General features: G+C 69.4%; 21 protein-coding genes. 15 read left to right on the top strand and 6 right to left on the bottom strand.

The genetic code is table 11. The features are described 5' to 3' along the window. Window positions 1-22: 22 nt before the first annotated feature. On the bottom strand, window positions 23-2080 hold the full coding sequence (locus AC1Q7O_RS22485) for a M3 family metallopeptidase (protein WP_492658852.1): 2058 nt from the start codon (window positions 2078-2080) through the stop codon (window positions 23-25). Window positions 2081-2169: 89 nt separating this feature from the next. Then, the gene (locus AC1Q7O_RS22480) at window positions 2170-2835 is read right to left on the bottom strand and encodes a hypothetical protein (RefSeq protein ID WP_492658851.1); all 666 of its coding nucleotides are present in this window, start codon (window positions 2833-2835) and stop codon (window positions 2170-2172) included. A gap of 131 nt (window positions 2836-2966) precedes the next feature. On the opposite strand from AC1Q7O_RS22480, the gene AC1Q7O_RS22475 reads away from it, so the two are divergent. Genes AC1Q7O_RS22475 through argG form a run of 3 tightly spaced genes read left to right on the top strand, consistent with a single transcriptional unit; the run spans window position 2967 to window position 5120 of the window. Further along, window positions 2967-3527, top strand: a complete 561-nt coding sequence (locus AC1Q7O_RS22475; RefSeq protein WP_492658850.1) for a YaeQ family protein — start codon at window positions 2967-2969, stop codon at window positions 3525-3527. Next, a complete protein-coding gene (locus AC1Q7O_RS22470) occupies window positions 3524-3790 on the top strand; it encodes a GNAT family N-acetyltransferase (RefSeq protein WP_492658849.1) in 267 nt (88 codons plus the stop codon). Before AC1Q7O_RS22475 ends, AC1Q7O_RS22470 begins: the two co-directional genes overlap by 4 nt. Before the next feature lie 10 nt (window positions 3791-3800). Further along, on the top strand, window positions 3801-5120 hold the full coding sequence (argG, locus tag AC1Q7O_RS22465; protein WP_492658848.1) for an argininosuccinate synthase: 1320 nt from the start codon (window positions 3801-3803) through the stop codon (window positions 5118-5120). Between the two features lie 54 nt (window positions 5121-5174). Here argG and AC1Q7O_RS22460 read toward each other — a convergent pair whose 3' ends face one another. Together AC1Q7O_RS22460 and murB are read right to left on the bottom strand one after the other, a co-directional pair. Beyond that, window positions 5175-5939: a DNA ligase gene (locus AC1Q7O_RS22460; RefSeq protein ID WP_492658847.1), complete on the bottom strand. Its 765-nt coding sequence runs from the start codon at window positions 5937-5939 to the stop codon at window positions 5175-5177. A 136-nt stretch (window positions 5940-6075) separates the two neighbouring features. Further along, the gene (gene murB, locus AC1Q7O_RS22455; RefSeq protein WP_492662746.1) at window positions 6076-7125 is read right to left on the bottom strand and encodes a UDP-N-acetylmuramate dehydrogenase; all 1050 of its coding nucleotides are present in this window, start codon (window positions 7123-7125) and stop codon (window positions 6076-6078) included. An 83-nt stretch (window positions 7126-7208) separates the two neighbouring features. Between murB and AC1Q7O_RS22450 the strand changes: the two genes are divergently transcribed. The 12 genes from AC1Q7O_RS22450 (at window position 7209) to AC1Q7O_RS22395 (ending at window position 22138) form a co-directional block, all read left to right on the top strand. Beyond that, on the top strand, window positions 7209-7697 hold the full coding sequence (locus AC1Q7O_RS22450; protein ID WP_492658845.1) for a YajQ family cyclic di-GMP-binding protein: 489 nt from the start codon (window positions 7209-7211) through the stop codon (window positions 7695-7697). A 1-nt stretch (window position 7698) separates the two neighbouring features. Continuing rightward, on the top strand, window positions 7699-8349 hold the full coding sequence (locus AC1Q7O_RS22445) for a retropepsin-like aspartic protease family protein (protein WP_492658844.1): 651 nt from the start codon (window positions 7699-7701) through the stop codon (window positions 8347-8349). A gap of 65 nt (window positions 8350-8414) precedes the next feature. Continuing rightward, window positions 8415-11222 (top strand): XrtA/PEP-CTERM system TPR-repeat protein PrsT, encoded by a 2808-nt coding sequence (gene prsT, locus AC1Q7O_RS22440; protein ID WP_492658843.1) that lies wholly within the window; start codon window positions 8415-8417, stop codon window positions 11220-11222. Window positions 11223-11389: 167 nt separating this feature from the next. Beyond that, entirely contained in the window at window positions 11390-12295 is a 906-nt protein-coding gene (locus AC1Q7O_RS22435; protein WP_492658842.1) for a PEP-CTERM sorting domain-containing protein, read from the top strand. A gap of 158 nt (window positions 12296-12453) precedes the next feature. Beyond that, on the top strand, window positions 12454-13653 hold the full coding sequence (locus AC1Q7O_RS22430) for an acyl-CoA dehydrogenase family protein (RefSeq protein WP_492658841.1): 1200 nt from the start codon (window positions 12454-12456) through the stop codon (window positions 13651-13653). A 19-nt stretch (window positions 13654-13672) separates the two neighbouring features. Next, window positions 13673-14800 (top strand): acyl-CoA dehydrogenase family protein, encoded by a 1128-nt coding sequence (locus tag AC1Q7O_RS22425; RefSeq protein WP_492658840.1) that lies wholly within the window; start codon window positions 13673-13675, stop codon window positions 14798-14800. Window positions 14801-14849: 49 nt separating this feature from the next. Further along, a complete protein-coding gene (locus AC1Q7O_RS22420; RefSeq protein ID WP_492658839.1) occupies window positions 14850-15398 on the top strand; it encodes a DUF3617 domain-containing protein in 549 nt (182 codons plus the stop codon). Beyond that, window positions 15395-16138, top strand: coding sequence for a pseudouridine synthase (locus AC1Q7O_RS22415; RefSeq protein WP_492658838.1), 744 nt, complete (start codon window positions 15395-15397; stop codon window positions 16136-16138). The genes AC1Q7O_RS22420 and AC1Q7O_RS22415 overlap by 4 nt, the downstream gene beginning before the upstream one ends. A gap of 5 nt (window positions 16139-16143) precedes the next feature. Beyond that, window positions 16144-17160 (top strand): bifunctional riboflavin kinase/FAD synthetase, encoded by a 1017-nt coding sequence (locus AC1Q7O_RS22410; RefSeq protein ID WP_492658837.1) that lies wholly within the window; start codon window positions 16144-16146, stop codon window positions 17158-17160. A 74-nt stretch (window positions 17161-17234) separates the two neighbouring features. Beyond that, the gene (ileS, locus tag AC1Q7O_RS22405) at window positions 17235-20066 is read left to right on the top strand and encodes an isoleucine--tRNA ligase (RefSeq protein WP_492658836.1); all 2832 of its coding nucleotides are present in this window, start codon (window positions 17235-17237) and stop codon (window positions 20064-20066) included. A gap of 1 nt (window position 20067) precedes the next feature. Beyond that, on the top strand, window positions 20068-20553 hold the full coding sequence (lspA, locus tag AC1Q7O_RS22400) for a signal peptidase II (protein WP_492658835.1): 486 nt from the start codon (window positions 20068-20070) through the stop codon (window positions 20551-20553). A gap of 82 nt (window positions 20554-20635) precedes the next feature. Further along, window positions 20636-22138 (top strand): sensor histidine kinase, encoded by a 1503-nt coding sequence (locus tag AC1Q7O_RS22395; RefSeq protein WP_492658834.1) that lies wholly within the window; start codon window positions 20636-20638, stop codon window positions 22136-22138. A gap of 9 nt (window positions 22139-22147) precedes the next feature. Here AC1Q7O_RS22395 and AC1Q7O_RS22390 read toward each other — a convergent pair whose 3' ends face one another. Next, the gene (locus AC1Q7O_RS22390) at window positions 22148-22699 is read right to left on the bottom strand and encodes a DUF1439 domain-containing protein (protein ID WP_492658833.1); all 552 of its coding nucleotides are present in this window, start codon (window positions 22697-22699) and stop codon (window positions 22148-22150) included. Window position 22700: 1 nt separating this feature from the next. After that, complete coding sequence (locus tag AC1Q7O_RS22385) at window positions 22701-23690, bottom strand: quinone oxidoreductase family protein (RefSeq protein ID WP_492658832.1); 990 nt, start codon at window positions 23688-23690, stop codon at window positions 22701-22703. Between the last annotated feature and the right edge of the window lie 8 nt (window positions 23691-23698).

Here is a 23698-nt window from a genome sequence, read left to right as displayed (position 1 = left end):
GCAAGGAACCCGCGCCGGACGCTCAAGCGATGGCTTGCAGCAGCCCGCGGTCCTTCAGCATGGGTTCCACGACCGGGTCACGCCCGCGGAAGGCGCGGAACGCCGCGCCGGGCTCCACGCTGTTGCCGGCCGCGTAGATGCACTCGCGCAGCCGCGCGGCGACGGTCGGGTCGAACACGTCGCCAGCCTCGACGAAGGCGTCGAAGGCGTCGCAGTCCAGCACCTCGGCCCACAGGTAGACGTAATAGCCGGCCGCGTAGCCGGCGCTGCTGAACAGGTGCTGGAAGTGCGTCATGCGATGGTTCATGCCCACCTCGGCCGGCAGCCCCCAGCGCGCCAGCGTGTCGCGCTCGAAGGCCACGACGTCGGCCGGCGCCTCGGGCAGCGCGTGAGCCGACATGTCGACGATGGCGCTGGCCGTGTAGCGCAGCGTCTCGTAGCCCTGGCCGAACTGGCGCGCCGCCTGCAGCTTGGCCAGCAGCGCGTCCGGCAGCGGTTCGTCGGTCTGCCAGTGGCGTGCAAACTTCTTCAGCACCTGCGGATCGGCCATCCAGTGCTCGTACAGCTGCGAGGGCAGCTCGACGAAGTCACGCAGCACCTGCGTGCCGGCCAGCCGGTCGTACTCGACGCTGCTCAGCAGCCCGTGCAGGCCGTGGCCGAACTCGTGGAACAGCGTGCGGACATCGTCGAAGCTCAGCAGCGTCGGCTCGCCGGCCGCGCCCCTCGCAAAGTTGTTGTTGTTCAGAATGATGGGCGTTGCGCCGAGTGCCCGGCTCTGGTTGCGCAGCGCGTTCATCCACGCACCGCTGCGCTTCGTGGGCCGAGCAAAGTTGTCCTGCAGGAACAGGCCGCGCAGACTGCCATCGGCGTTCAGGACCTCGTAGGCGCGCACGTCGGGGTGGTACGCAACGATGTCCGGCCGGGCCTTGAACTGCAGGCCGAACAGGCGCCTGGCGCAGTCGAACATCGCGGCCACCATGCGGTCCAGCGCGAAGTACGGCTTGACCTCGGCCTCGTCCAGCTCGAAGCGGGCGCGCTTCGCCTGCTCGGCGTAGAAGCGCCAGTCCCAGGCCTCCAGCGCGTGCGTGGCGCCGGCGGCGGCCATCGCGCCCAGCACGGCCTCGCGCTCGCGCGCCTGCGCGGCCAGCGCCGGCTGCCAGACGCGCTGCAGCAGGTCCATCACCGCGCCCTGGTGGCGGGCCATGGTGTCTTCCAGCGCGAAGTCGGCGTAGCAGGCATGGCCATGCAGCGCGGCCTGCTCGGCGCGCAGCGCCAGGATCTGCGCACAGAGGGCGCGGTTGTCGGTGCTCCCCGTGTCATCACCGCGGCCCACCCACGCGCGCCAGGCCTGCTCGCGCAGGTCGCGCCTGGCGCTGAAGCTGAGGAACGGCACGATCAGCGAGCGCGACAGCGTGATGACGTGCACGCCGTCGGCCAGCCCGCGGTCCAGCGCCGCCTGCCGCGCCGCGGCGCGCACAAAGCCTGGCAGGCCCGCCAGCTCCGCCTCGGTCGTCAGCCGCAGCTGGTAGCCGCTCTCGGACGCCAGCACGTTCTGCGCGAAGCGCGTGGTCAGCTCGGCCAATTGCGCCATCACGGCGGCATAGCGCTCGCGCGCCGCTGGCGCGAGGCGTGCACCGGCGCGCACGAAGTCCAGGTGCACGCGTTCCAGCAGCCGAAGGGGCTCGGCGCCCAGGCCCAGTGCGTCGCGCTGCTCGAACAGCGCGTCCACGCGCTGGAACAGGCCCTGGTGCATGTAGATGGCGCTGTCGTGCGCGGCCAGCGGGCCGGCCAGCGCGCGCTGCTGCGCCTGCAGCTCGGGCGACGTGGCCGACGCGCCCAGCGTGTAGAAGAGGGGCTCCAGCCGCGCCAGCTGGCGGCCGCTGGCATCGAAGGCGGCCAGCGTGTTGGCGAAGCTGGGCGGCTCGGTCTGCGCGGCGATGGCGTCGATCTCGGCGCGGTGCGCGGCCAGCGCCGCCTCGAAGGCGGGCTGGAAATGCGCTGGCGAGATGTCGGCAAACGGCGGCAGGCCGTGCGGGCCCTGCCAGGGTTGCATCAGCGGGTTGGTGGTGGTGGTGGTCATGCGAAGGCCTTTCGGGCGGAACCATGAAAAAGGGCCGCTCCCTGTTGGGGCGGCCCTGTCGTGCGGTGCTGTTCAGCGGATGGCGCGGATCACTTGCCCGCGGCGGCCGCCTTTTCCTTGCGGACGGCCTTCTCGTCGTTCTCGTCGTAGGCCTTGTTCTGGCACTCGGCCTTCCACTTGTCGAGCGCGTCGAAGTGCTTCTCGGTGCGCTCTTCCAGCGCCTTGAACTGCGCGTCCAGTCCGTCGACCTTCTCCGCGAAGGCCTTGCGGCGGGCGCTCTGCTCGCCGTCGGCGGCCTTCACGCTCTCGAACATCGTGTTGAAGCCGTTGGCGCGGGCCTGGTAGGCCTCGTTGCGGGCCTTCAGCTCCTTGGCGTCCAGCTTGGGGGCTTCGGCGGTCAGCGCGGCGTGGGCGTCCAGGATGGCCTGCTTCTCGGCCTTCATGTCGGCGATCTGCTTGCCCAGTGCCGCTTCGCCGGCCTCGACGGTGCCCTTCTCGGCCTTGAGCTTCTCGGCGTTGGACTTGTAGGACGCCTGCTCCACCTTGATGGCCTCGGCTTCCTTGGAGTTGGCTTCCTGCTGGTCGATGCACAGGCGCAGTTCGTCGCGCGTCATCAGCTTGGGCTTGGCCTTCTCGACGACCGGGTTGCTGACCTTGTTGTTCTTCGGGTCGACCTTGGCCTTGGGGTTGTTGACGATCTGCGCCTGGGCAGAGACGGCGAGGACCAGGGCCAGCGGGAGAAGAATGCGTTTCATGAAGAGGGCGCAACCGGGTTGCGAAGGTTCCAAACGGGAGGCGGCAATGATGCCATGAGGCTTCGCCGCGATAATGCCCGGCTGCCCTTTCGTTACCACCTTGTACACGGCGCCTGCCGCCGCCGCCCCGCATGGCGCTCAAAGCCACCATCTACAAAGCCCAGCTGCAGATCGCCGACATGGACCGCCATGTTTACGGCGACCACCACCTCACCCTCGCCTGCCACCCCAGCGAGACCGAGGAGCGGCTGATGATCCGGGTGCTGGCCTTCGCGCTGAACGTGCCCGCCGACGACCTGCGTGGCCGGCTGGAGTTCACCAAGGGCCTGTCAGACGTGGACGAGCCCGACCTCTGGCAGCTGGACCTGACCGGTGACGTCGTGCACTGGATCGACCTGGGCCAGCCCGACGACCGCCGGCTGATGAAGGCCCACGGCCGCAGCGAGCGGGTGTCGGTCTACAGCTTCGCGTCCAGCACCGAGGTCTGGTGGCGCAACCTGGAGAACAAGCTGACGCGCACGCCCAAGCTGGCCGTCTGGCAGGTGCCGGCCGAGCAGTCGCAGGCGCTGGCCCGCCTGGCCGCGCGCAGCATGCAGCTGCAGATCAGCATCCAGGACGGCAGCATCTACGTGTCCACGACCGAAGCGTCGGTCGAGATCCATCCCGTCGCGCTGAAGACGCCCACGGCATGACACCCCAGCACGAACCCGACCGCCAGCGCTTCACGCTGCCGACCACGCCCGTCAGCGTGCTCGACTACAGCCTGAGCGCCGGCCGGGTCGTCTTCACCCACACCGGCGTGCCGGCGGCCTACCAGGGCCAGGGCCTCGCCGCCCAGCTCGTCGAAGCCGGCCTGCAATGGGCGCAAGCCCAAGGGCTGAAGGTCACGCCGGCCTGCAGCTACGTTCACGTCTACATCCAGCGCCACCCCGCGTGGCAGAACCTCGTCGCCTGAAGAGACCACCATGTCCACGATCCTGCAATCCGTTCCCGTCGGCCAGAAGGTCGGCATCGCCTTCTCCGGCGGCCTCGACACCTCCGCGGCCCTGCACTGGATGAAGCTCAAGGGCGCCCTGCCCTACGCCTACACGGCCAACCTGGGCCAGCCCGACGAGCCCGACTACGACGAGATCCCGCGCAAGGCCATGCTGTACGGCGCCGAGAAGGCCGTGCTGGTGGACTGCCGCGCGCAACTCGTGGCTGAGGGCATCGCCGCGCTGCAGGCCGGCGCCTTCCACATCAGCACTGCCGGCGTCACCTACTTCAACACCACGCCCATCGGCCGCGCCGTGACCGGCACGATGCTGGTGGCCGCGATGCAGGCCGACGGCGTCAACATCTGGGGCGACGGCAGCACGTTCAAGGGCAACGACATCGAGCGCTTCTACCGCTACGGCCTGCTGACCAACCCCTCGCTGAAGATCTACAAGCCCTGGCTGGACCAGACCTTCATCGACGAGCTGGGCGGCCGCGCCGAGATGTCGGCCTTCATGACGGAGAAGGGCTTCGCCTACAAGATGAGCGCGGAGAAGGCCTATTCGACCGACTCCAACATGCTGGGCGCCACGCACGAGGCCAAGGACCTGGAGCACCTCAACAGCGGCATCCGCATCGTCAACCCCATCATGGGCGTGGCGTTCTGGCGCGACGACGTCGTCGTCAAGGCCGAAGAGGTGTCGGTGCGCTTCGAGGAAGGCGTGCCCGTCGCGCTGAACGGCGTCGAGTACCGCGACCCGGTGGCCCTGCTGGCCGAGGCCAACAAGATCGGTGGCCGCCACGGCCTGGGCATGAGCGACCAGATCGAGAACCGCATCATCGAGGCCAAGAGCCGCGGCATCTACGAGGCCCCGGGTCTGGCGCTGCTGCACATTGCCTACGAGCGCCTCGTCACCGGCATCCACAACGAAGACACCATCGAGCAGTACCGCGACAACGGCCGCAAGCTGGGCCGCCTGCTGTACCAGGGTCGCTGGTTCGACCCGCAGGCCATCATGCTGCGCGAAGCCGCCCAGCGCTGGATCGCCCGCGCCGTCACCGGCGAAGTGGCGATCGAACTGCGCCGCGGCAACGACTACTCGCTGCTGGACACCAAGAGCCCCAACCTGACCTACGCGCCCGAGCGCCTGTCGATGGAAAAGGTGGAAGACGCGCCCTTCAGCCCCGCCGACCGCATCGGCCAGCTGACCATGCGCAACCTCGACATCACCGACACGCGCGGCAAGCTGGGCATCTACACCGGCACCGGCCTGCTGGCCGGTGGTGGGCTGCCGAAGCTGGAAGGCTAGAGCCTTTGCGGGACAGACCGATAGCGCGCAGCGAGTAGCTCTGTCCCCAACTGACTAGAACGTCTCGGCGACCCGCAGGAAGCTTGCGAAGCGCGGCTTCCCTGTGGGCGTCAGGTCGCGGTAGCGGTATGTGACCGTCGCGCCGATGGGCGGCGGGTCACGGCGCTGGGCTTCGGTGAAGCCGGTGCCCAGCTTGAAGCGCACGCCCTCCGGCGTCTGCAGTTCCAGCGCACCAAGCTGGCCGGCAAGGCGGCCCTTGCCGGGCTCGTGGCCGACAACCACCGCCTCGGCGTCCGCCAGCGGCTTGAGTTTCAGCAGCAGGTCGCTGCGACCGGACGCCACCGGTGCATCGGCCCGGTGCAGCATCAGCCCCTCGCCGCCGGCATCGACAACCTGCTTCAGCTTCACCCGAAGTTCCGCGTTTGAGTTGAAGCGCCGCTGCTCGACCGGCTGAACGATGTCACTGGCCAGCGACTTGAGCTTATCGGCCCGCTGCTCGAACGTGCCCTCGCCCGCCGGCAGCTCGAACACGTGAAAACGAATGAGGCGCCACTCGGCATCGACCGGCTCGGTTCGTCGCACCGCGCCCGACAGCTCATAGAAGCGGCGCCGCCCCATCCACAGCTCGCCGTCCAGCGGCGTCTTCGGCAGCGCGGCCAGGAACCATGCCGGCGCGGCCACCACGCGGCCACTGCGAAAGCGCAGCGTTGTGCCGTCCCACAGCGCGCGCACGCCATCCAGCTTCTCGCTGACCAGGTAGGGTCTCGGGTCAATGCCCGTTGGCGCGTTCTTCGCCAGCAGCGGCTCCAGCGCCAGCACCGGTGCGGCCCAACTTCCCAGCCAGGCCAGGCACACGCGCCGGCTCAACATCGTGCTGCTCATCGCCGTCCTCCCGCAAGAACTGGAGGCGGCATGATCAACCCAGCCTGCCGCGCGCGGGCGGCAGGATTCACGTTCAGACGACGACCGGCTCCGGCTCCAGCCGGATGCCGAAGCGCCCGTAGACGCTCTCCTGGATGGCCCGCGCCAGCGTGACGACCTCGGCGCCACGCGCGTCCGCCTTGTTCACCAGCACCAGCGCCTGCTTGTCGTAGACCGCAGCGCCACCGACCGTCTTTCCCTTCCAGCCGCACGCGTCGATCATCCAGCCCGCGGCCAGCTTCACGCTGCCGTCGGGCATCGGGTAGTGCACGATGCCGGGGTCGCGGCCGATGATGTCCTTGCACTGCTCGGCCGTGACGACCGGGTTCTTGAAGAAGCTGCCGGCGTTGCCGATGACGGCCGGGTCCGGCAGCTTGGCGCGGCGCACGGCGACGATCCAGTCGTAGATCTGCCGCGGCGTGGGCGCGCTGATGCCCGTCTCGGCCATCTTGCGCTCGATCTCCAGGTAGCCCAGCACCGGCTGCCACGGCTTGGACAGCCGGAAGCGCACGTGCGTGATGACGCTCTTGCCGGCCAGGCCGCCGAAGTCGCTGTGCTTGAACACGCTGTCGCGGTAACCGAAGCGGCACACCTCCGCCGGCAGCAGCGCCGGCCGGCCGGTGATGAGGTCCATCACCTCCACGGCCTCCAGCCGGTCCTTGACCTCGATGCCGTAGGCGCCGACGTTCTGCACCGGCGCCGCACCGCAGGTGCCGGGGATCAGCGCCATGTTCTCCAGCCCGGGATAGCCGTGGTCCAGCGTCCACGTGACGAGGTCGTGCCAGACGACGCCGGCACCGGCCTCGACGATCCACGCGTCGTCGCGCTCCTCCAGCAGGCGGATGCCGGGGATCTCCACCTTCAGCACGACGGCCTCGACGTCCCTGGTCAGCACCAGGTTGCTGCCGCCGCCCAGCACGAACTTAGGCGCCCGGCCCAGCTCCGGGTGGTCGACAACGCGCCGCACGTCCGCCGCCTCGCGGATGCGCACGAGGCGCTTCGCGACGGCCGGCAGGCCGAAGGTGTTGTAGGGCTTCAGGTTGACGTCGGTTTCGACCAGAAGCGGCGGAATGGGAATCGGCACGCCGGCGGGCACTGCGTTCGAGGGGGTCTGTGAGGGCGTGGGCATGGGAAAATTTTCGCAGACCCTTTACCCCCCGACTGCAAATGCCCAGCTTCGACACCGTTCTCGAACCCGACCACGTCAAGATCCGCAATGGCGTGGACAACGCCATCAAGGAAATCGGCACCCGTTTCGACTTCAAGGGAACGGGCGCCAAGGTCGAGCTGAAGGACAAGGAAATCCACGCCACCGGCGACAGCGAGTTCCAGCTGGAACAGATCGAAGTCGTGCTGTACGGCAAGCTGACCAAGCAGGACGTCGTCATCAGCTTCCTCGACAAGCAGGAAAAGATCGAGAAGCTCGGCGGCGACAAGGTGCGCCAGGTCTACAAGATCAAGGAAGGCATCGAGGCCACGCTGGCCAAGAAGATCGTCGCCTCGCTGAAGGAGAGCAAGCTCAAGGTCCAGGCCAGCATCCAGGGCGACGCCGTGCGCGTGACCGGCAAGAACCGCGACGATCTGCAGGTGGCGATCGCCCACCTGAAGAAGAGTTTCAGCGACACGCCGCTGACCTACAACAACTTCCGCGACTGACATGCTGCGCACAGGCCTGGCCGTGACCCTGCTGGGCCTGTCGCTGGCCGCGCCGGCGCAGACGCCGCCGCCCCGCGTGCAGCTCAACGGCATGCTGGGCGCCCGCGCGGCGCTGCTGCTCATCGACGGCGAGCCGCGCACGGTGGCCGTCGGCGCCACGACGCAGGGCGTCACGCTGGTGGCGCTGGAGGACGGCCGCGCCGTCATCGAGATGGGCGGGCGCCGCCAGACGCTGGCGCTGGGCGCCGCGCCCGGCCGCGTCGTCTCCGGCGCGCCAGCCTCCGCGCGCCAGATCGTGCTGCCCGTCGGCCCGGGCGGCCATTTCACGATGGCCGGCGCCATCAACGGCCGCTACACCACCTTCCTGCTGGACACCGGCTCCACCAGCGTCGCGCTCAGCCAGGTCGAGGCGGACAAGCTGGGCCTGCGCTACCAGCAGGGCCGGCAGGTCTTCACGCACACCGCCAACGGCATCGTGCCGGCCTACATGTTCGAACTCGCCAGCGTGCGCGTCGGCGAGGTCGAGGTTCGCAACGTCGAGGCCATCGTCATCCCAGGCCAGATGTCCCATGTGCTGCTGGGCAACAGCTTCCTGAACCGCTTCCAGATGCGGCGCGAGAACGATGTCATGACGCTGGAGCTTCGCTACTGACCCGGCGCGGCTGGCGCTGCCGGCGTTCTGCAAGAATCCGGCGCCTCATTCCGTCGGCCGCATCGATGACCCGTCACACCGCCTCGTTCCCCGGCCTGCTGGCCGCGCTGCTGATCGCCAGTGCCCCCGCGCATGCGCAGGACGCCGCCAAGGCCTCGCGCTTCTACGAAGACGCGCTGCAGCGCTACGAGAAGCGCGACATCCCGGGCACCATCATCCAGCTGAGGAACGCGCTGCAGGCCGACAAGACGCAGCTGCCGGTGCAGGTGCTGCTCGGGCGGGCGCTGATGGCTGATGGCCAGGCCGTCGCGGCCGAGGTCTCCGTGACGGAGGCGCTGAAGCTGGGCGTCGACCGCGCCGAGGTCGTCGTCACGCTGGGGCAGGCGCTGCTGGCGCAGGGCAAGCAGGCCCAGCTGATCGAGCAGCCGCGCATGGCCACCACCGGGCTGCCCAACAGCGTGCGCATGCAGGTGTTGCTGATCCATGCGTCGGCGTATGCCGACCTGGGCGACCCGGCCAACGCGCTCAAGGCCATCGAGGAGGCCCGCGCCATCGACCGCGAAGCGCCCGAGAGCTGGCTGGCGGAAGTGCCGCTGCGCCTGCGCGCACGCCAGCTCAAGGAAGCCGCACTGGCCGCCGACATGGCGCTCAAGCTGGCGCCCTCCTCGGCGGAGGCGCAATACCAGCACGGCACCGTGTTGCACATGCGCGGCGACATTGCCGGCGCGACGGCCGACTACACCAAGGCCCTGAGCCTGGACGCCGACCACCTGGAGTCCCGGTTGTCGCGCGCTGCCATCCATTTCGACGCCCGGCGCGACGCCGAGGCCAATGCCGACATCGACGCCATCCGCAAGCGCTTCCCCAAGGAGCCCCGGGCCGCGTACCTGCGCGCACTGCTGGCCGAGCGCAACGGCGACCGGGTCGCCGCCAAGGCGGCGCTGGGCGAAGTCGTGGCGCTGCTGGACCCGGTGCCCATCGACTTCATCAAGCACCGCCCGCAGATCCTGCTGCTGGCCGGGCTGGCGCACTACGGCCTGGAGGAGTTCGGCAAGGCCAAGCCCTTCCTGGAACTGGTGCTACGCGGCATGCCCGCCAGCCCGGTGAGCAAGCTGGTCGCCCGCATCGCGATGCAGGAGAAGGAACCCGACCGCGCCATCGCCGTGCTGGAGCCCTACCTGCGCAGCAGCCCCAGCGACAGCCAGGCGCTGGTCCAGCTGGCCGCCGCCCACATCGCCAAGGGCCGCCCCGGCAAGGCCAGCCAGCTGATGCAGGACGCGCTCAAGGCCAAGGAGGCACCCGCCTACCAGACCGTGCTGGGCATCGCCATGCTGCGCGGCGGCGACCCGGCCACCGCCAAGGACCAGTTGCTCGCCGCCTTCAAGAAAGACCCGCGGCAGGCGCAGGCCGGCATGACGCTGGTGGCCCTGCTGTTGAAGGAGGGCCAGCCCACCCAGGCCGCCACCATCGCCGAACAGTTGCTGCGCCAGCAGCCCGCCAACTCCGCCTTCCTGACGCTGGCCGGTGTCGCCAAGGCCGAGGCGGGCGACTACGGCGTGGCGCGGCGCCACTTCGAGGCCGCCCTCGCCGCCGACGCCAAGCTGATGACGCCGCGGCTGGGCCTGGCGCGGCTGGACATCGCATCGCGCTCCTTCGAGAGCGCGTCGCGCCGACTGAAAGCCATCCTGAAGGACGACGAGCGCAACACCGAGGCCATGTACGACATGGCCGCGCTGCAAGAGCGGCTCGGCAAGATCGACGATGCCAAGCTCTGGCTGCAGCGCGCGGCCGAGGCCTCGGGCAAGGTGGACACGCAGTCCAACGTCGCGCTGGTCGAGCTGAACCTGCGCGCCAGGAACCTGCCCGCCGCCATGGACGCGGCCAAGCTGCTGCTGGCCAAGCAGCCCGAGGACGTGCAGGCGCTGTCCACCTACGCCAAGGTGCAGCTGGCGTCCGGCGACATCGCCGGCGCCCGCCAGACGCTGGTGAGCGCCTCCCGCCGCGCCGCTTTCGACACCGACCAGCAGACCCAGGTGGCCGCGATGCAGCTGACCGCGGACGACCTGGCCGGCGCCGCCTACAGCCTGGACAAGGCGCTGTCCTCGCAGCCCGACGCGCTGACCGCCAACGGCCTGATGACCGAGGTCGACATCCGGCGCAAGGAGTTCGGCAAGGCCGAGGCGCGGGCCAAGCGCATCGTGCAGCTCAAGCCCGGGCTCGCGCTGGGCCACCAGTTGCTGGGCGACATCGCCGGCGCCCGCGGCCAGCCCGCCGCCGCGCTGGACGCCTACCGGCAGGCCTTCAAGCTGCAGCCCGCCTCGGCGACCGCCCTGCCGCTGATGCGCCTGCTGAGCAGCCAGGACAAGACCGCGGAGCTGCGCACCACGGCGGAACGCTGGCTCAAGACCAACCCGAACGACATGGCCGTCCACCGGCTGCTGGGCGACCATTTCGCGCGCCACGGCGACTTCGCCGGCGCCCGCGCCATCTACGAAGCTGCCGCCAAGCTGCCGTCCCGGGATGCCGAACTGCTGAACAACCTGGCCAACGTCCACCTGCAGCTCGGCGCCTTCAAGGCAGCCCGCGACGTGGCCCAGCAGGCGCTGACGCTGGCGCCCAACAATCCGCTGGTCATCGACACGCTGGGCTGGGCGCTGCACAACGCAGGCGAGTCCGAGGCGGCGTTGCAGAAGCTGCGCGACGCGCGCCTGCGCGCGCCGAACAACCCGGAGATCCGCTACCACCTCGCCGTGGCGCTCGCCAAGGGCGGCAAGAAAGGCGAGGCCCGCGACGAGCTCGCGGTCGCCCTGCGTGACAACCCGCATTTCGAGAGCAGAAATGCCGCAAAAGCCCTGTTTGACACGCTCAAGTGAGGGGGCGCAAACCCCGGTGGCAGGCGTCGCATCTTTTTACAATCTGCGCACTCGGGAAAGAATGCGTTCGCGCAAAGCACTGTCCCGAAACGGGTTTTTCAAGCAGGCACGCAATGTGCTGAAGCCGGGTTGATTGTTCGCACACGGCCTCTCGGAGGAGATTCAGAATGAAAGCAAGTATTTCCCTCGCCATCCGGTCGCTCGGCTTGATGCTCGGCCTCGGTGCCTGCGTTGCGGCTCAGGCCGCCAACACTTGGTACAACTACGGCTCCAGCAGCACCGTCGCGGGCGTCGAGGCCAGCGCCTTCTACGCCACCAACAAGACCGACGGCACCAACGCCATCGGCTCCTCGACGACGTGGACCAGCACCACGCTGGCCTGGGCCAGCGGCTACGGTCTGAAGGTGGACAGCGACAGCACCGCGTCGCCCAACCACGCGGTGGACAACTCGATCCGCACAGAAGCCATCCTGCTGAAGTTCACCGGCGGCCCGGTTGCGCTGTCCGCCATCGACCTGAGCTGGGTTGGCTGCCCCGACGGCACCAACAACACCAGCTGCTCGGACGCCGACATCACGATCTACCGCTACAACGGTTCCGACTCCACGCCCATGACCAACACGGCGTCACCCGCCGTGCCCATCACGGCCAGCCAGACGGGCATGACCACCAACGGTTGGGCGCTGGTGGGCAGCTATGCCGACCTGAAGGAAGACACCAACACCTCGTCGCCGTACAACATGGTCAACGGCTCGACGACCAGCGCCCAGGGTGCCCTGAGCGACGGCGTGTACTACTCCAGCTGGTGGCTGATCTCCGCCTTCAACAGCAGCCTGGACACCACCAAGACGCTGTCGACCGGCACGGCCGGCTTCAACAACGGCAACGACTACTTCAAGCTGTACTCCGTGGCGGCCTCCACCTGCACCGGTACCGTCACGTCGGGCGGCACCTGCACGCCGCCCAGCGGTGGTGGCGGCAAGCTGCCCGAGCCGGCAACGCTGGCTCTGACCGGCGTCGCGCTGCTGGGCGTCATGGGTCTGCGCCGCCGCAAGGCCAAGCTGGCTGCCTGATCGGCTGCCCGCCCCACCCGCGAAAGGCACTCTTCGGAGTGCCTTTTTGTTTGGCTGACGCCAACCGCTGCACTGTCCCTGGCCGGACAGCGAAGATACGAACGACCGTGCTAAAAAGCCCGGCATTGCCATCACGACAACGCAGCACGCGGAGACACATGGACCTCAACTTCACCGATGCGGAGCTGGCCTTCCGCGCCGAGGTGCGCGACTGGGTGCGCGCCAACCTGCCGGCCGACATCGCCCACAAGGTGCGCCATGCGCTGCGCCTGAACAAGGACGACCTGCAGCGCTGGGCCAAGATCCTCGGCGCCAAGGGCTGGCACGGCTGGGCCTGGCCCGAACAATTCGGCGGCCCCGGCTGGAACGCCGTGCAACGCCACCTGTTCGAGGAGGAATGCGCCCTCGCCTGCGCGCCGCGCATCGTGCCGTTCGGGCCGGTGATGGTCGCGCCGGTCATCATGGCCTTCGGCACGCCGGAGCAGCAGCAGCGCTTCCTACCGGGCATCATGAGTGGCGAGGTCTGGTGGAGCCAGGGCTACAGCGAGCCGGGCTCCGGCTCCGACCTGGCGTCGCTGAAATGCCGCGCCGAACGGCAGGGCGACAAGTACATCGTCAACGGCCAGAAGACCTGGACGACGCTGGGCCAGTACGGGGACTGGATCTTCTGCCTGGTCCGCACCTCCACCGAGGGCAAGCCGCAGACGGGCATCAGCTTCCTGCTGATCGACATGAAGTCGCCCGGCGTCAGCATCAAGCCCATCATCATGCTGGACGGCGAGCACGAGGTGAACGAGGTCTGGTTCGACAACGTCGAGGTGCCGGCCGAGAACCTGATCGGCGAGGAGAACAAGGGCTGGACGTATGCCAAGCACCTGCTGTCGCACGAGCGCACCAACATCGCCGACGTGAACCGCGCCAAGCGGGAACTGGAGCGCCTCAAGCGCATCGCCAAGGCCGAGGGGCTGATGGACGACACCCGCTTCCGCGACCAGATTGCGCTGTGCGAGGTGGATGTCGTGGCACTCGAGATGATGGTGCTGCGTGTACTGTCCGGCGAGCGTACGGGCAAGCAGCCGCTGGACGTCGCCGGTCTGCTGAAGATCCGCGGCAGCGAGCTGCAGCAGCGCTACACCGAGCTGATGATGCTGGCTGGCGGCCCGCTGGCGCTGCCCCATGTCCACGAGGCGATGGAGGCCGGCTGGCAGGGCGACCAGTGGCTGGGCGGCGCCTGGATCGGCGGTGCCGACCACGCCATCCCGCTGACCGGCAATTACCTGAACGTCCGCAAGACGACCATCTACGGCGGCTCCAACGAAGTGCAGCGCAACATCGTCGCGCAGACCGTGCTCGGCTGACCCCAGAGGAGACAGACAAATGGATTTCGACTTCTCGGAAGACCAGCAGGCGCTGCGTGATGCCGTGCGCCGCTACGTCGACAAGGACTACAGCTTCGAACGCCGCGTGCAGATCACGCGGGCCGGCGGCTTCGACCGCGCCGTCTGGGACGGCCTGGCCGGCCTGGGCCTGACGGCGCTGGCCGTGCCCGAGGCCCACGGCGGCCTGGGCTTCGGCGCAGTGGAGGCGATGGTGGTCATGGAAGAGCTGGGCCGCGGCCTGGTCATGGAGCCCATCGCCCAGGGCGCGCTGATCGCCCCGGCCGTGCTGGCCCACGCGCCTGACGAGCTGCAGGCCGTTTGGCTGCCGCGCATTGCCGGCGGTGAGGCGCTGGTGGTGCTGGCGCACCAGGAGGCCAAGGCGCGCTACCGGCTGAACCAGGTCGCCACGCGCGCGGTTGACGGCAAGCTCACCGGCGTGAAGAGCCTGGTGCCGGCCGGCGATGTGGCCGACGCCTTCATCGTGCCCGCCCGCGTGGCCGGCAACGACGACGCGCCGCATGGCGTGGCGCTCTACCTCGTCGAGCGCTCGGCGCCGGGCGTGCACACGCGCGCCTATTCGCTGTACGACGGCTCGCGCGCCGCCGAGGTCCACTTCGACAACACGCCCGCCCAGCTCATCGTGGGTGCCGACCAGGGCCTGATGCTGCTGGAACTGGCCGCGGACATCGGCATCGCGGCCCAGGCGGCGGAGGCCGTGGGCGTCATGGAGAAATACCTGGCGCTGACCGTCGAGTACCTCAACACGCGCAAGCAGTTCGGCGTCGCCATCGCCAGCTTCCAGGCGCTGCGCCACCGCACGGCGGACGTGAAGATGCAGCTGGAGCTGGCCCGCTCCATGAGCTACTACGCCACGCTGCGCCTGGGCGACCTGCCCGCCGTGCGCCGCCGCGCGCTGTCGCAGGCCAAGGTGCAGCTGGGCCAGGCGATGCGCTTCGTCGGCCAGCAGTGCACGCAGCTGCACGGTGGCATCGGCGTCACCGACGAGTACGTCGGCAGCCACTACTTCAAGCGCCTGACCGTCATGGAGATGCAGTGGGGCGACACGCTGCATCACCTGGGCGAAGTGAGCGCGCGGATGCAGGACACTGCAGGGGTGTTTGCCTGAGCAGCGCCGTCATCGGCGCTGCCCTCTCTGCCCTCGTGGAGGTCACCCGATGAAGTACACCCTCTTGCTGCTGGCCGTGCTGGCCAGCCTGCACCCCACCGCCAGCCACGCCCAGACCATGAAGCCCGGGCTGTGGGAGTTCAAACAGACGCCCCAGCTCGACCCCGGCCGCAAGGCGCAGATGGAACAGGCGCAGAAGGCCATGGACAACATGCCGCCCGAACGCCGTGCCATGGTCGAGCAGATGCTGGGCAAGCAGGGCGTCAGCGTGAACATGGCCGGCGGCGTCATCACCGTGAAGACCTGCGTGACCAAGGAGCAGGCCGAGCGCAACTTCGCACCGGTCACCCAGCACGGCAACTGCACGCAGGAAGCCAAGCGCAGCGGCAACGTCATCCAGACGCATTTCGTCTGCACCGATCCGGCCTCCGAAGGCGACGCCACCGTCACGCTGCGCGGCAGCGAGGGCTTCACGAACGAGGTCACCATCCGCCGGGACCGCCAGGGCAAGGCCGAGACCACCAAGGTCAGCGGCGAAGGCCGCTGGCTGGGCGCCGACTGCGGCGAGGTGCAGCCAACGAAGTCGATGCCCAAGTGAAGCAGAAGCTCTCTCACATCCTGTTCAGCCAGGGATTCGGAACGCGGCGCCTGTGCGCCGGGCTGGTGTGGAATGGCGAGGTCATGGTCAACGGCGAGGTGGTGGAGGAACCCGACACCGAGTTCGAGACCGCGGGCCTGCGCTTCACGATCAACGGCCACGAATGGCCTGTCTACGACAAGGCGCTGGTGCTGCTGAACAAGCCGGCCGGCTACGAGTGCTCGCAGAAGCCCAAGCACCACCCCAGCGTCATGAGCCTGCTCCCCGCCCCGCTGCGCGAGCGTGGCGTGCAGCCCATCGGCCGGCTGGACGAAGACACCACCGGCCTGCTGCTGCTGACCGACGACGGCACGCTGATCCACAAGCTCACGTCGCCCAAGCACCATGTGCCCAAGGTCTACGAGGCGCGCTGCAAGCATCCGCTGACCGCGGCGATGGTCGAGCAGTTGCTGGCCGGCGTCGAGCTGAAGGAGCCGGAAGACAAGCTGCGCCCACCGGGCAAGTTCCAGCGGCCGCCGGAGATGACCCAAGCCGATGGCGCCGAGATCGTTGACGAGACGCTGCTGCGCCTGACGCTGCTGGAAGGCAAGTACCACCAGGTCAAGCGCATGGTGGCGGCCGTCGGCAACCGCGTGGAGGCGCTGCACCGGCCGCAGTTCGGCGCGCTGAGCCTGCCCGCCGACCTCAAGCCCGGCGAGTGGCGCTGGGTCCACAGCCCGGCCGAGGTCTGGGGACAATAGCGCCGATGCGAGTCTTCAGAGGTTTTCACCATCCCGGCGTGGCGCCCGCCTGCGCGCTGACCATCGGCAACTTCGACGGCGTGCACCGCGGCCACCAGGCCATGCTGGCGCTGCTGCAGTCCGAGGCGCGGCACCGCGGCCTGCCGACCTGCGTGATGACGTTCGAGCCGCATCCGCGCGACTTCTTCGCCGCCAGGCTGGGCAAGCCCGAGCTGGCGCCGGCGCGCATCGCGACGCTGCGCGACAAGCTGGCCGAGCTGGAGCGCTGCGGCATCGACCAGGTCGTCATCCTGCCGTTCGACGAGGCGCTGGCGGGGCTGCCACCGCAGGACTTCATCCGCCAGGTGCTGATGGACGGGCTGGGCGCCAAATACGTGCTGGTCGGTGACGACTTCCGCTTCGGCGCCAAGCGGCTGGGCGACTACGCGACGCTGGACGCCGCCGGCCGGGCCCAGGGCTTCGACGTCGCCCGCATGATGAGCTACGAGGTGCACGGCCTGCGCGTCAGCAGCTCGGCCGTGCGCGAGGCGCTGGCCCGCGGCGATATGGCCGGCGCCGCGGCGCTGCTGGGGCGCCCCTACGCCGTCTCGGGTCACGTCACGCATGGCCGCAAGCTGGGCCGGCAGCTGGGCGAATCCACGCCCGGCGCGGCCGATGGTTTTCGCACGCTGAACCTGCGCTTCCCGCACGACAAGCCGGCCGCGCACGGCATCTTCGCCGTGCTCGTGCACGGCCTCACGCCCGAGCCGCTGCCGGGCGTTGCCAGCCTGGGCAACCGCCCCACGGTGGAAGACGCCGGCCGCGTGCTGCTGGAGGTCCACTGCCTGGACTGGCCCCTGGGTGCCGAGGGGGGCTACGGTAAACTCGCCCGCGTGGAACTGCTGCACAAACTTCGCGACGAAGCCAAGTACGACGGGCTGGATGCGCTCACGGCCGCCATCGCGGCGGATACCGAGGCAGCACGCGCCTTCCTGGCCACCCACGCTGCCCAGCGTCGCCAGACCACGCGCGATCGAATTTGAAGCGGCGCCCAGCCGCTCTTCGCCGTCGCCCTTCCCGCCTTTGAACCGCCAGGCCCGCCGCCTGGCCGCATGCCATGACCACCCCGGACGCACCCGACTACCGCTCCACGCTCAACCTGCCCGACACGCCCTTCCCGATGCGCGGCGACCTGCCCAAGCGCGAGCCGGGCTGGGTGAAGGCCTGGGACGAGCAAGGCCTGTACAAGCGCCTGCGCGACGCCAGCTGCGGCCGCCCGAAGTTCGTGCTGCACGACGGACCGCCGTATGCCAACGGCCAGATCCACATCGGCCACGCCGCCAACAAGATCCTGAAGGACATGATCGTCAAGGCGCGCCAGCTGGCGGGTTTTGATGCGGCTTACATCCCCGGCTGGGACTGCCACGGCCTGCCCATCGAGAACCAGATCGAGAAGACCTTTGGCCGCGGCCTGCCGCGCGACGAGGTGCAGGCCAAGAGCCGCGCCTACGCCACCGAGCAGATCGACGGCCAGCGCGCCGACTTCAAGCGCCTGGGCGTGCTGGGCGAGTGGAGCAACCCGTACAAGACGATGAACTTCGCCAACGAGGCCGGCGAAATCCGCGTCTTGAAGCGCCTGTTCGAGCGCGGCTTCGTCTACCGCGGCCTGAAGCCCGTGTACTGGTGCTTCGACTGCGGCTCGTCGCTGGCCGAGTTCGAGATCGAGTACGCGGACAAGCAGTCGCCCGCGGTCGACGTGGCGTTCCTGTCGGCCGAGCCCGAGAAGCTGGCTGCCGCCTTCGGCGTCGCGCCGCTCGGCAAGGACGCGTTCACCGTCATCTGGACGACGACACCCTGGACCATCCCGGCCAACCAGGCGCTGAACCTGAACCCCGAGCTGCCCTACGCGCTGGTCGACACGCCCAAGGGCTTCTTCGTCGTCGCCGAGGCGCTGGTGGAGAAGTGCCTGGCGCGCTGGCAGCTGGAAGGCAGCGTCGTCGCCACGGTCCCCGGCCGCACCCTCGAACTGCTGAAGTTCAAGCACCCGCTGGCCCACGTGCACCCGGGCTATGACCGCGAAAGCCCGGTCTACCTGGCCGACTACGCGACCGCCGACGACGGCACCGGCGTCGTCCACTCCGCGCCCGCCTACGGCCTGGACGACTTCCAAAGCTGCGTCGCCCACGGCCTGGCGTTCGACGACATCCTGAACCCCGTGCAGGGCAACGGCGCCTACGCGGCCGACCTGCCGCTGTTTGGCGGCCAGCACATCTGGAAGGCCAACGCCGTCGTCGCGCAGACGCTGCTGGACAACGGCCGCCTGATGGCGCAGTCCAAGATCACGCACAGCTACCCGCACTGCTGGCGCCACAAGACGCCGGTCATCTACCGCGCCGCGGCGCAGTGGTTCGTGCGCATGGACGACGGCGACGGCCTGTTCACCACCGACAAGGCGCCGGACAGCCTGCGCAAGACGGCGCTGGCCGCCATCGAAGCGACCAGCTTCTATCCCGAGAACGGCCGCGCCCGCCTGCACGACATGATCGCCGGCCGGCCCGACTGGTGCATCTCGCGCCAGCGCAGCTGGGGCGTGCCGCTACCCATCTTCCTGCACAAGGACACCGGCGAGGCGCACCCGAACACGCTGGAATTCATCGAGCGCGCCGCGCAGCTGGTGGAGGCCAATGGCATCGAGGCCTGGTCCAAGCTGGACGCGGCCGAGTGGCTGGGCGCCGAGGCGGCCCAGTACACCAAGGGCAACGACATCCTGGACGTCTGGTTCGACTCCGGCTCCACCTTCGAGCATGTGCTCAAGGGCAGCCACAAGGGCGCTGCGCACGACAGCGGCCCCGAGGCCGACCTCTATCTCGAAGGCCACGACCAGCACCGCGGCTGGTTCCACTCGTCGCTGCTGATCGCCTGCGCGCTGTACGGCCGCGCGCCGTACAAGGGCCTGCTGACGCACGGCTTCGTCGTCGACGGCCAGGGCCGCAAGATGAGCAAGTCGCAGGGCAACGTCGTCGCACCGCAGGCCGTGTCGGACAAGTTCGGCGCCGAGATCCTGCGCCTGTGGACGGCCGCGACCGACTACTCCGGCGACCTGGGCCTGGACGAGAAGATCCTCGCCCGCGTCGTCGACAGCTACCGCCGCATCCGCAACACGTTGCGCTTCCTGCTCGCCAACGTCAGCGACTTCGACCCGGCGACGGACACGGTCGCGCCGGGCGACCTGCTGGAGGTGGACCGCTACGCGCTGGCTCGCGCGGCCGAGCTGCAGGCGGACATCCTGGCCCACTTCGAGCGCTACGAGTTCCACCCCGTCGTCGCCAAGCTGCAGGTCTACTGCTCCGAGGACCTGGGCGCGTTCTACCTGGACGTGCTGAAGGACCGCCTCTACACGACGGCGCCCAAGAGCCTGGCGCGCCGCTCGGCGCAGACGGCGCTGTGGCAGATCACGAACGCAATGCTGCGCTGGATGGCGCCGTTCCTGAGCTTCACCGCCGAGGAGGCGTGGCAGGTCTTTGCGAAGGGCGAGACCATCTTCACCGAGACCTTCTGGGACTTCGGCGCCACCGACGCCAGCCTGCTGGCCAAGTGGGCCCGCATCCACGAGATCCGTGACGAGGTCAACAAGGCCATCGAGGCGGTGCGCACGACCGGCGCGGTCGGCGCGTCGCTGCAGGCCGAGCTGGTGCTGAAGGTCAACGAGCAGGACGAGGCGCTGCTCGCCAGCCTGGGCGAGGACCTGCGTTTCGTCTTCATCACGTCGGCCGTCAAGCTCGTGTCGGCGGCGGAACTGGGCGTCATGGTCACGCCCAGCAGCCACGCCAAGTGCGAGCGCTGCTGGCACTACCGCGCCGACGTCGGCAGCATCGCCGCACACCCGACGCTGTGCGGCCGCTGCGACAGCAACCTGCACGGCGCGGGCGAAACCCGGACGGTGGCCTGACATGGCGGGCAAATCCTCGACGGGCCTGGCCCAGTGGCTGCTGATCGCGGCACTCATCATCCTGGCCGACCAGTTCACCAAGATCCTCGTCATCGGCAGCTTCCAGCTGGGCGACGTGCGCCCGGTGACCGGCTTCTTCGACCTGGTGCGCGCCCACAACTACGGCGCCGCGTTCAGCTTCCTGCACGGTGCCTCGGGCTGGCAGCGCTGGTTCTTCCTGGGCCTGGGGCTGGCGGCCGCCGTCTTCATCACCTGGATGCTGCGCCGCCACGGCCATCAGAAGCTGTTCGCCTGGGCGCTGACGCTGATCCTCGGCGGCGCGCTGGGCAACGTCATCGACCGCGCCATCCACGGCTACGTCGTCGACTTCATCCAGGTCCACGCCGGCGGCTGGTACTTCCCGGCCTTCAACATCGCCGACAGCGCCATCACGGTGGGCGCGGTGCTGCTGATCCTGGACGAATTGCGCCGCGTGCGGCGCACCTGACGGGGCCCGCGCCGCGTGCATTAATTCACGCGGCGCAGTTGTGACGGAAGGTGACAATCGCGCGCCTTCCGCCGCCCCCTCCATGCTTCTCGATTTCGCCAGCCTCAGCCACTACGACTGGCTCGACGTGCCCCTGTGGGTGTTCGACCCGCAGCAGCAGCGCAACCTGTGGGCCAACGCCGCCGCGCTGCGCTTCTGGCATGCCGACAGCGCCGAGGAATTCCTGTCGCGCGACTTCTCCGAGCATGGCGACGCCGTGCAGGAACGCCTGGCCGTCACGGCCGCCGACCACGCGCAGGGCAGGATCGTGCGGGAGATGTGGACGCTCTACCCCAAGGGCGAGCCCACCACGGTGATGCTGGTGTCGCGCGGCATGCGCACGCCGGACCGGCGCCAGGTCATGCTGTTCGCGGCCGACTCGCTGGGCGGCGGCGCGGACTCGGGCCTGCTGCGCGGCGTGGAGGCGCTACAGCACACCTCCGTGCGCATCGCCGTGTTCGGCCTGGAAGGCGGCGAGCTGCTGATGCGCAACCCCGCCGCGGCGCTGACCTTCGGCGACACACCGCCGCCGCCCGGCGGCAGCGAGTTCACGCGGCTGTTCGCGCACGCGCACGACGCCGCCAGCATCCAGTCGCGCGTGCAGCGCGGCGAGACCTGCCGCCAGGACGCCGAGCTGCAGACGCTGGCCGGCCCGCGCTGGCATGCGCTGGACGCGCGCCCGATGCGCGACCCGGTCACCGGCGACACCGTCATGCTGCTGAACGCACGCGACATCGCCGACCTCAAGGCCAGCCAGGCCGCGCTGGTGGCCGCCCGCGAGGCCGCCGAGGCCGCCAGCCTGGCCAAGAGCAGCTTCCTGGCCAACATGAGCCACGAGATCCGCACACCCATGAACGGCGTGCTGGGGCTGACCGAGCTGGTGCTGCAGGGCGACGACCTCACCGAGCGCCAGCGCCGCTTCATCACGATGGCGCACGACTCCGCCAAGGGCTTGATGACCATCATCAACGACCTGCTGGACGTGGCCAAGATCGAGGCCGGCCGCACCGTCATCGACGAACAGCCGTTCGGCCTGCACGACTGCCTGACCGAGTCGCTGCAGCCGCTGCTGCTGCAGGCGCATGCCAAGGGCATCCAGCTGCATGCGATGGTGCAGCCAAACGTGCCGCAGCGGCTGGTGGGCGACGCCGTGCGGCTGCGCCAAGTACTGATCAACCTGATCGGCAACGCGCTGAAGTTCACCGAGCGCGGCGAGGTGCGCATCGAGATCGCGCGCGCCGACGCGCGGCCCGACGACGCGGCCGACCGCCTGCGGCTGCGCATCGCCGTGACCGACACCGGCATCGGCATGACGCGCGACCAGATCGGCCAGATCTTCGACCCCTTCACGCAGGCCGACGGCAGCATCACGCGGCGCTACGGCGGCACGGGCCTGGGGTTGACCATCGTGCAGCGGCTGGTGGACCTGATGGGCGGCAGCGTCAGCGTGGAGAGCGAACCGGGCGTGGGCTCCAGCTTCAGCTTCGAGGTGGCGCTGGGCCGGGTGATGCAGCTGGTGCCGCGCACCGAGGCCCGGGCGGCCTGAGGCCGGACCTCAAGACCCGTCGAACGACACCCTCAGCCGTCCGTTGACGACCCGCACGTCGCGCACGGTCCGCTTCGCGAGCGCGCCCTTGGCCGTGCCCGTGTCCAGCGTGTAGATCGGGTGCGACTGCAACGCCCCCTGCGCCGCCGCCGGGCCGCGCAGCTTCACCAGCTCCGCGTACGCCTCGGGCAGGCCTGCCAGCGCCAGCGAGTCGATGCGCAGGTCGTCCAGGAACAGCTGCCCCTGCTGCGGCTCGTAGCGCGGTCGCCCGGACAAGCCGATGTGCCCGGTGCGCGCCTTCAAGCCGAGCACGACGCTGACGTCGGCCGTGAAGCCGATGCGGTCGTCGCCGTCCTTCAGCACCACCACCGGGTTGGACAGGTCCACGCAAGCCACGACCAGCTTGCAGTGGTGTGTCGGGAAGCGCGGCGCGATGCGCGCCTGCAGCTCGGCCTGCGAGATGTCCAGATGCCCGGTGACGAGCCCGCCGACGACGTCACAGCCGGCGAGCACGAGCGCGGCGAGTGTGACACCGGCCCACCTCTTCGCTTTGCCGGCCATGTCAGGGCAGCAGCACCGCGCTGCCCAGCAGCTGGCGGGCTTCCAGGTCGCGATGCGCCTGCGCCGCGTCGCCCAGCGCGTAGCGCCTGTCGATGCGGATCTTGACCTGGCCGCTGCGCACGACGTCGAACAGCTCGTCGCCCATGGCCTGCGTGCTCTCGCGCGTGGCGATGTGCGTGAACAGCGTCGGCCGCGTCACGTAGAGCGAGCCCTTGGCCGCCAGCGTGCCGATGTTGATGGGCGGCACCGGGCCGGACGCGCCGCCGAAGCTGGCCAGCAGCCCGAACGGCGCCAGGCTGTCCAGCGAGCCGGCCCAGGTGTCGGCGCCCACCGAGTCGTAGACCACCTTCACGCCGCGGCCGCCGGTGATGTCGCGCACCTGGGCGGCGAAGTCGGGCTGGCTGCGGTAGTTGATCGCATGCGCCGCGCCGTGCTCCAGCGCCAGCGCGCATTTCTCGTCGCTGCCGGCGGTGCCGATGAGCTGCAGGCCCAGCGCGTGGGCCCACTGGCAGGCGATCAGCCCGACGCCGCCCGCCGCGGCGTGGAACAGCACGAAGTCGCCCGCTTGCAGGCCGCCCTGCGGCAGCGTCTTGCGCAGCAGGTACTGCACTGTCAGGCCCTTCAGCATCATGGCGGCCGCCGTGTCGAACGGGATGTCGTCGGGCAGCTTCAGCACGGCCCTGGCCGGCATCACCCGCGCCGTCGCGTAGGCGCCCGGCGGCTGGCTGGCGTAGGCCGCGCGGTCGCCGGGCTTCAGGTGCGAAACGCCCTCGCCCACCGCCTCCACGACGCCCGCGCCTTCCATGCCCAGCCGCGCCGCCAGCGGCAGCGGGTAGGTGCCGTTGCGGTGGTAGACGTCGATGTAGTTCAGCCCGCAGGCCTCGTGGCGGATGCGGATCTCGCCCGGCCCGGGTGCGCCGACGTCCACCTCCACCAGCTTCAGCTGCTCAGGCCCTCCGGGCTGCTCGATGACCACGGCTTTTTCACGCATGCGACTTC

The sequence above is a fragment of the Roseateles sp. GW823-FHT07B05 genome, assembly GCF_058794515.1.
The sequence above is the reverse complement of the archived record's forward strand: the minus strand, read 5'-3'. Positions and strand labels throughout refer to the sequence as shown.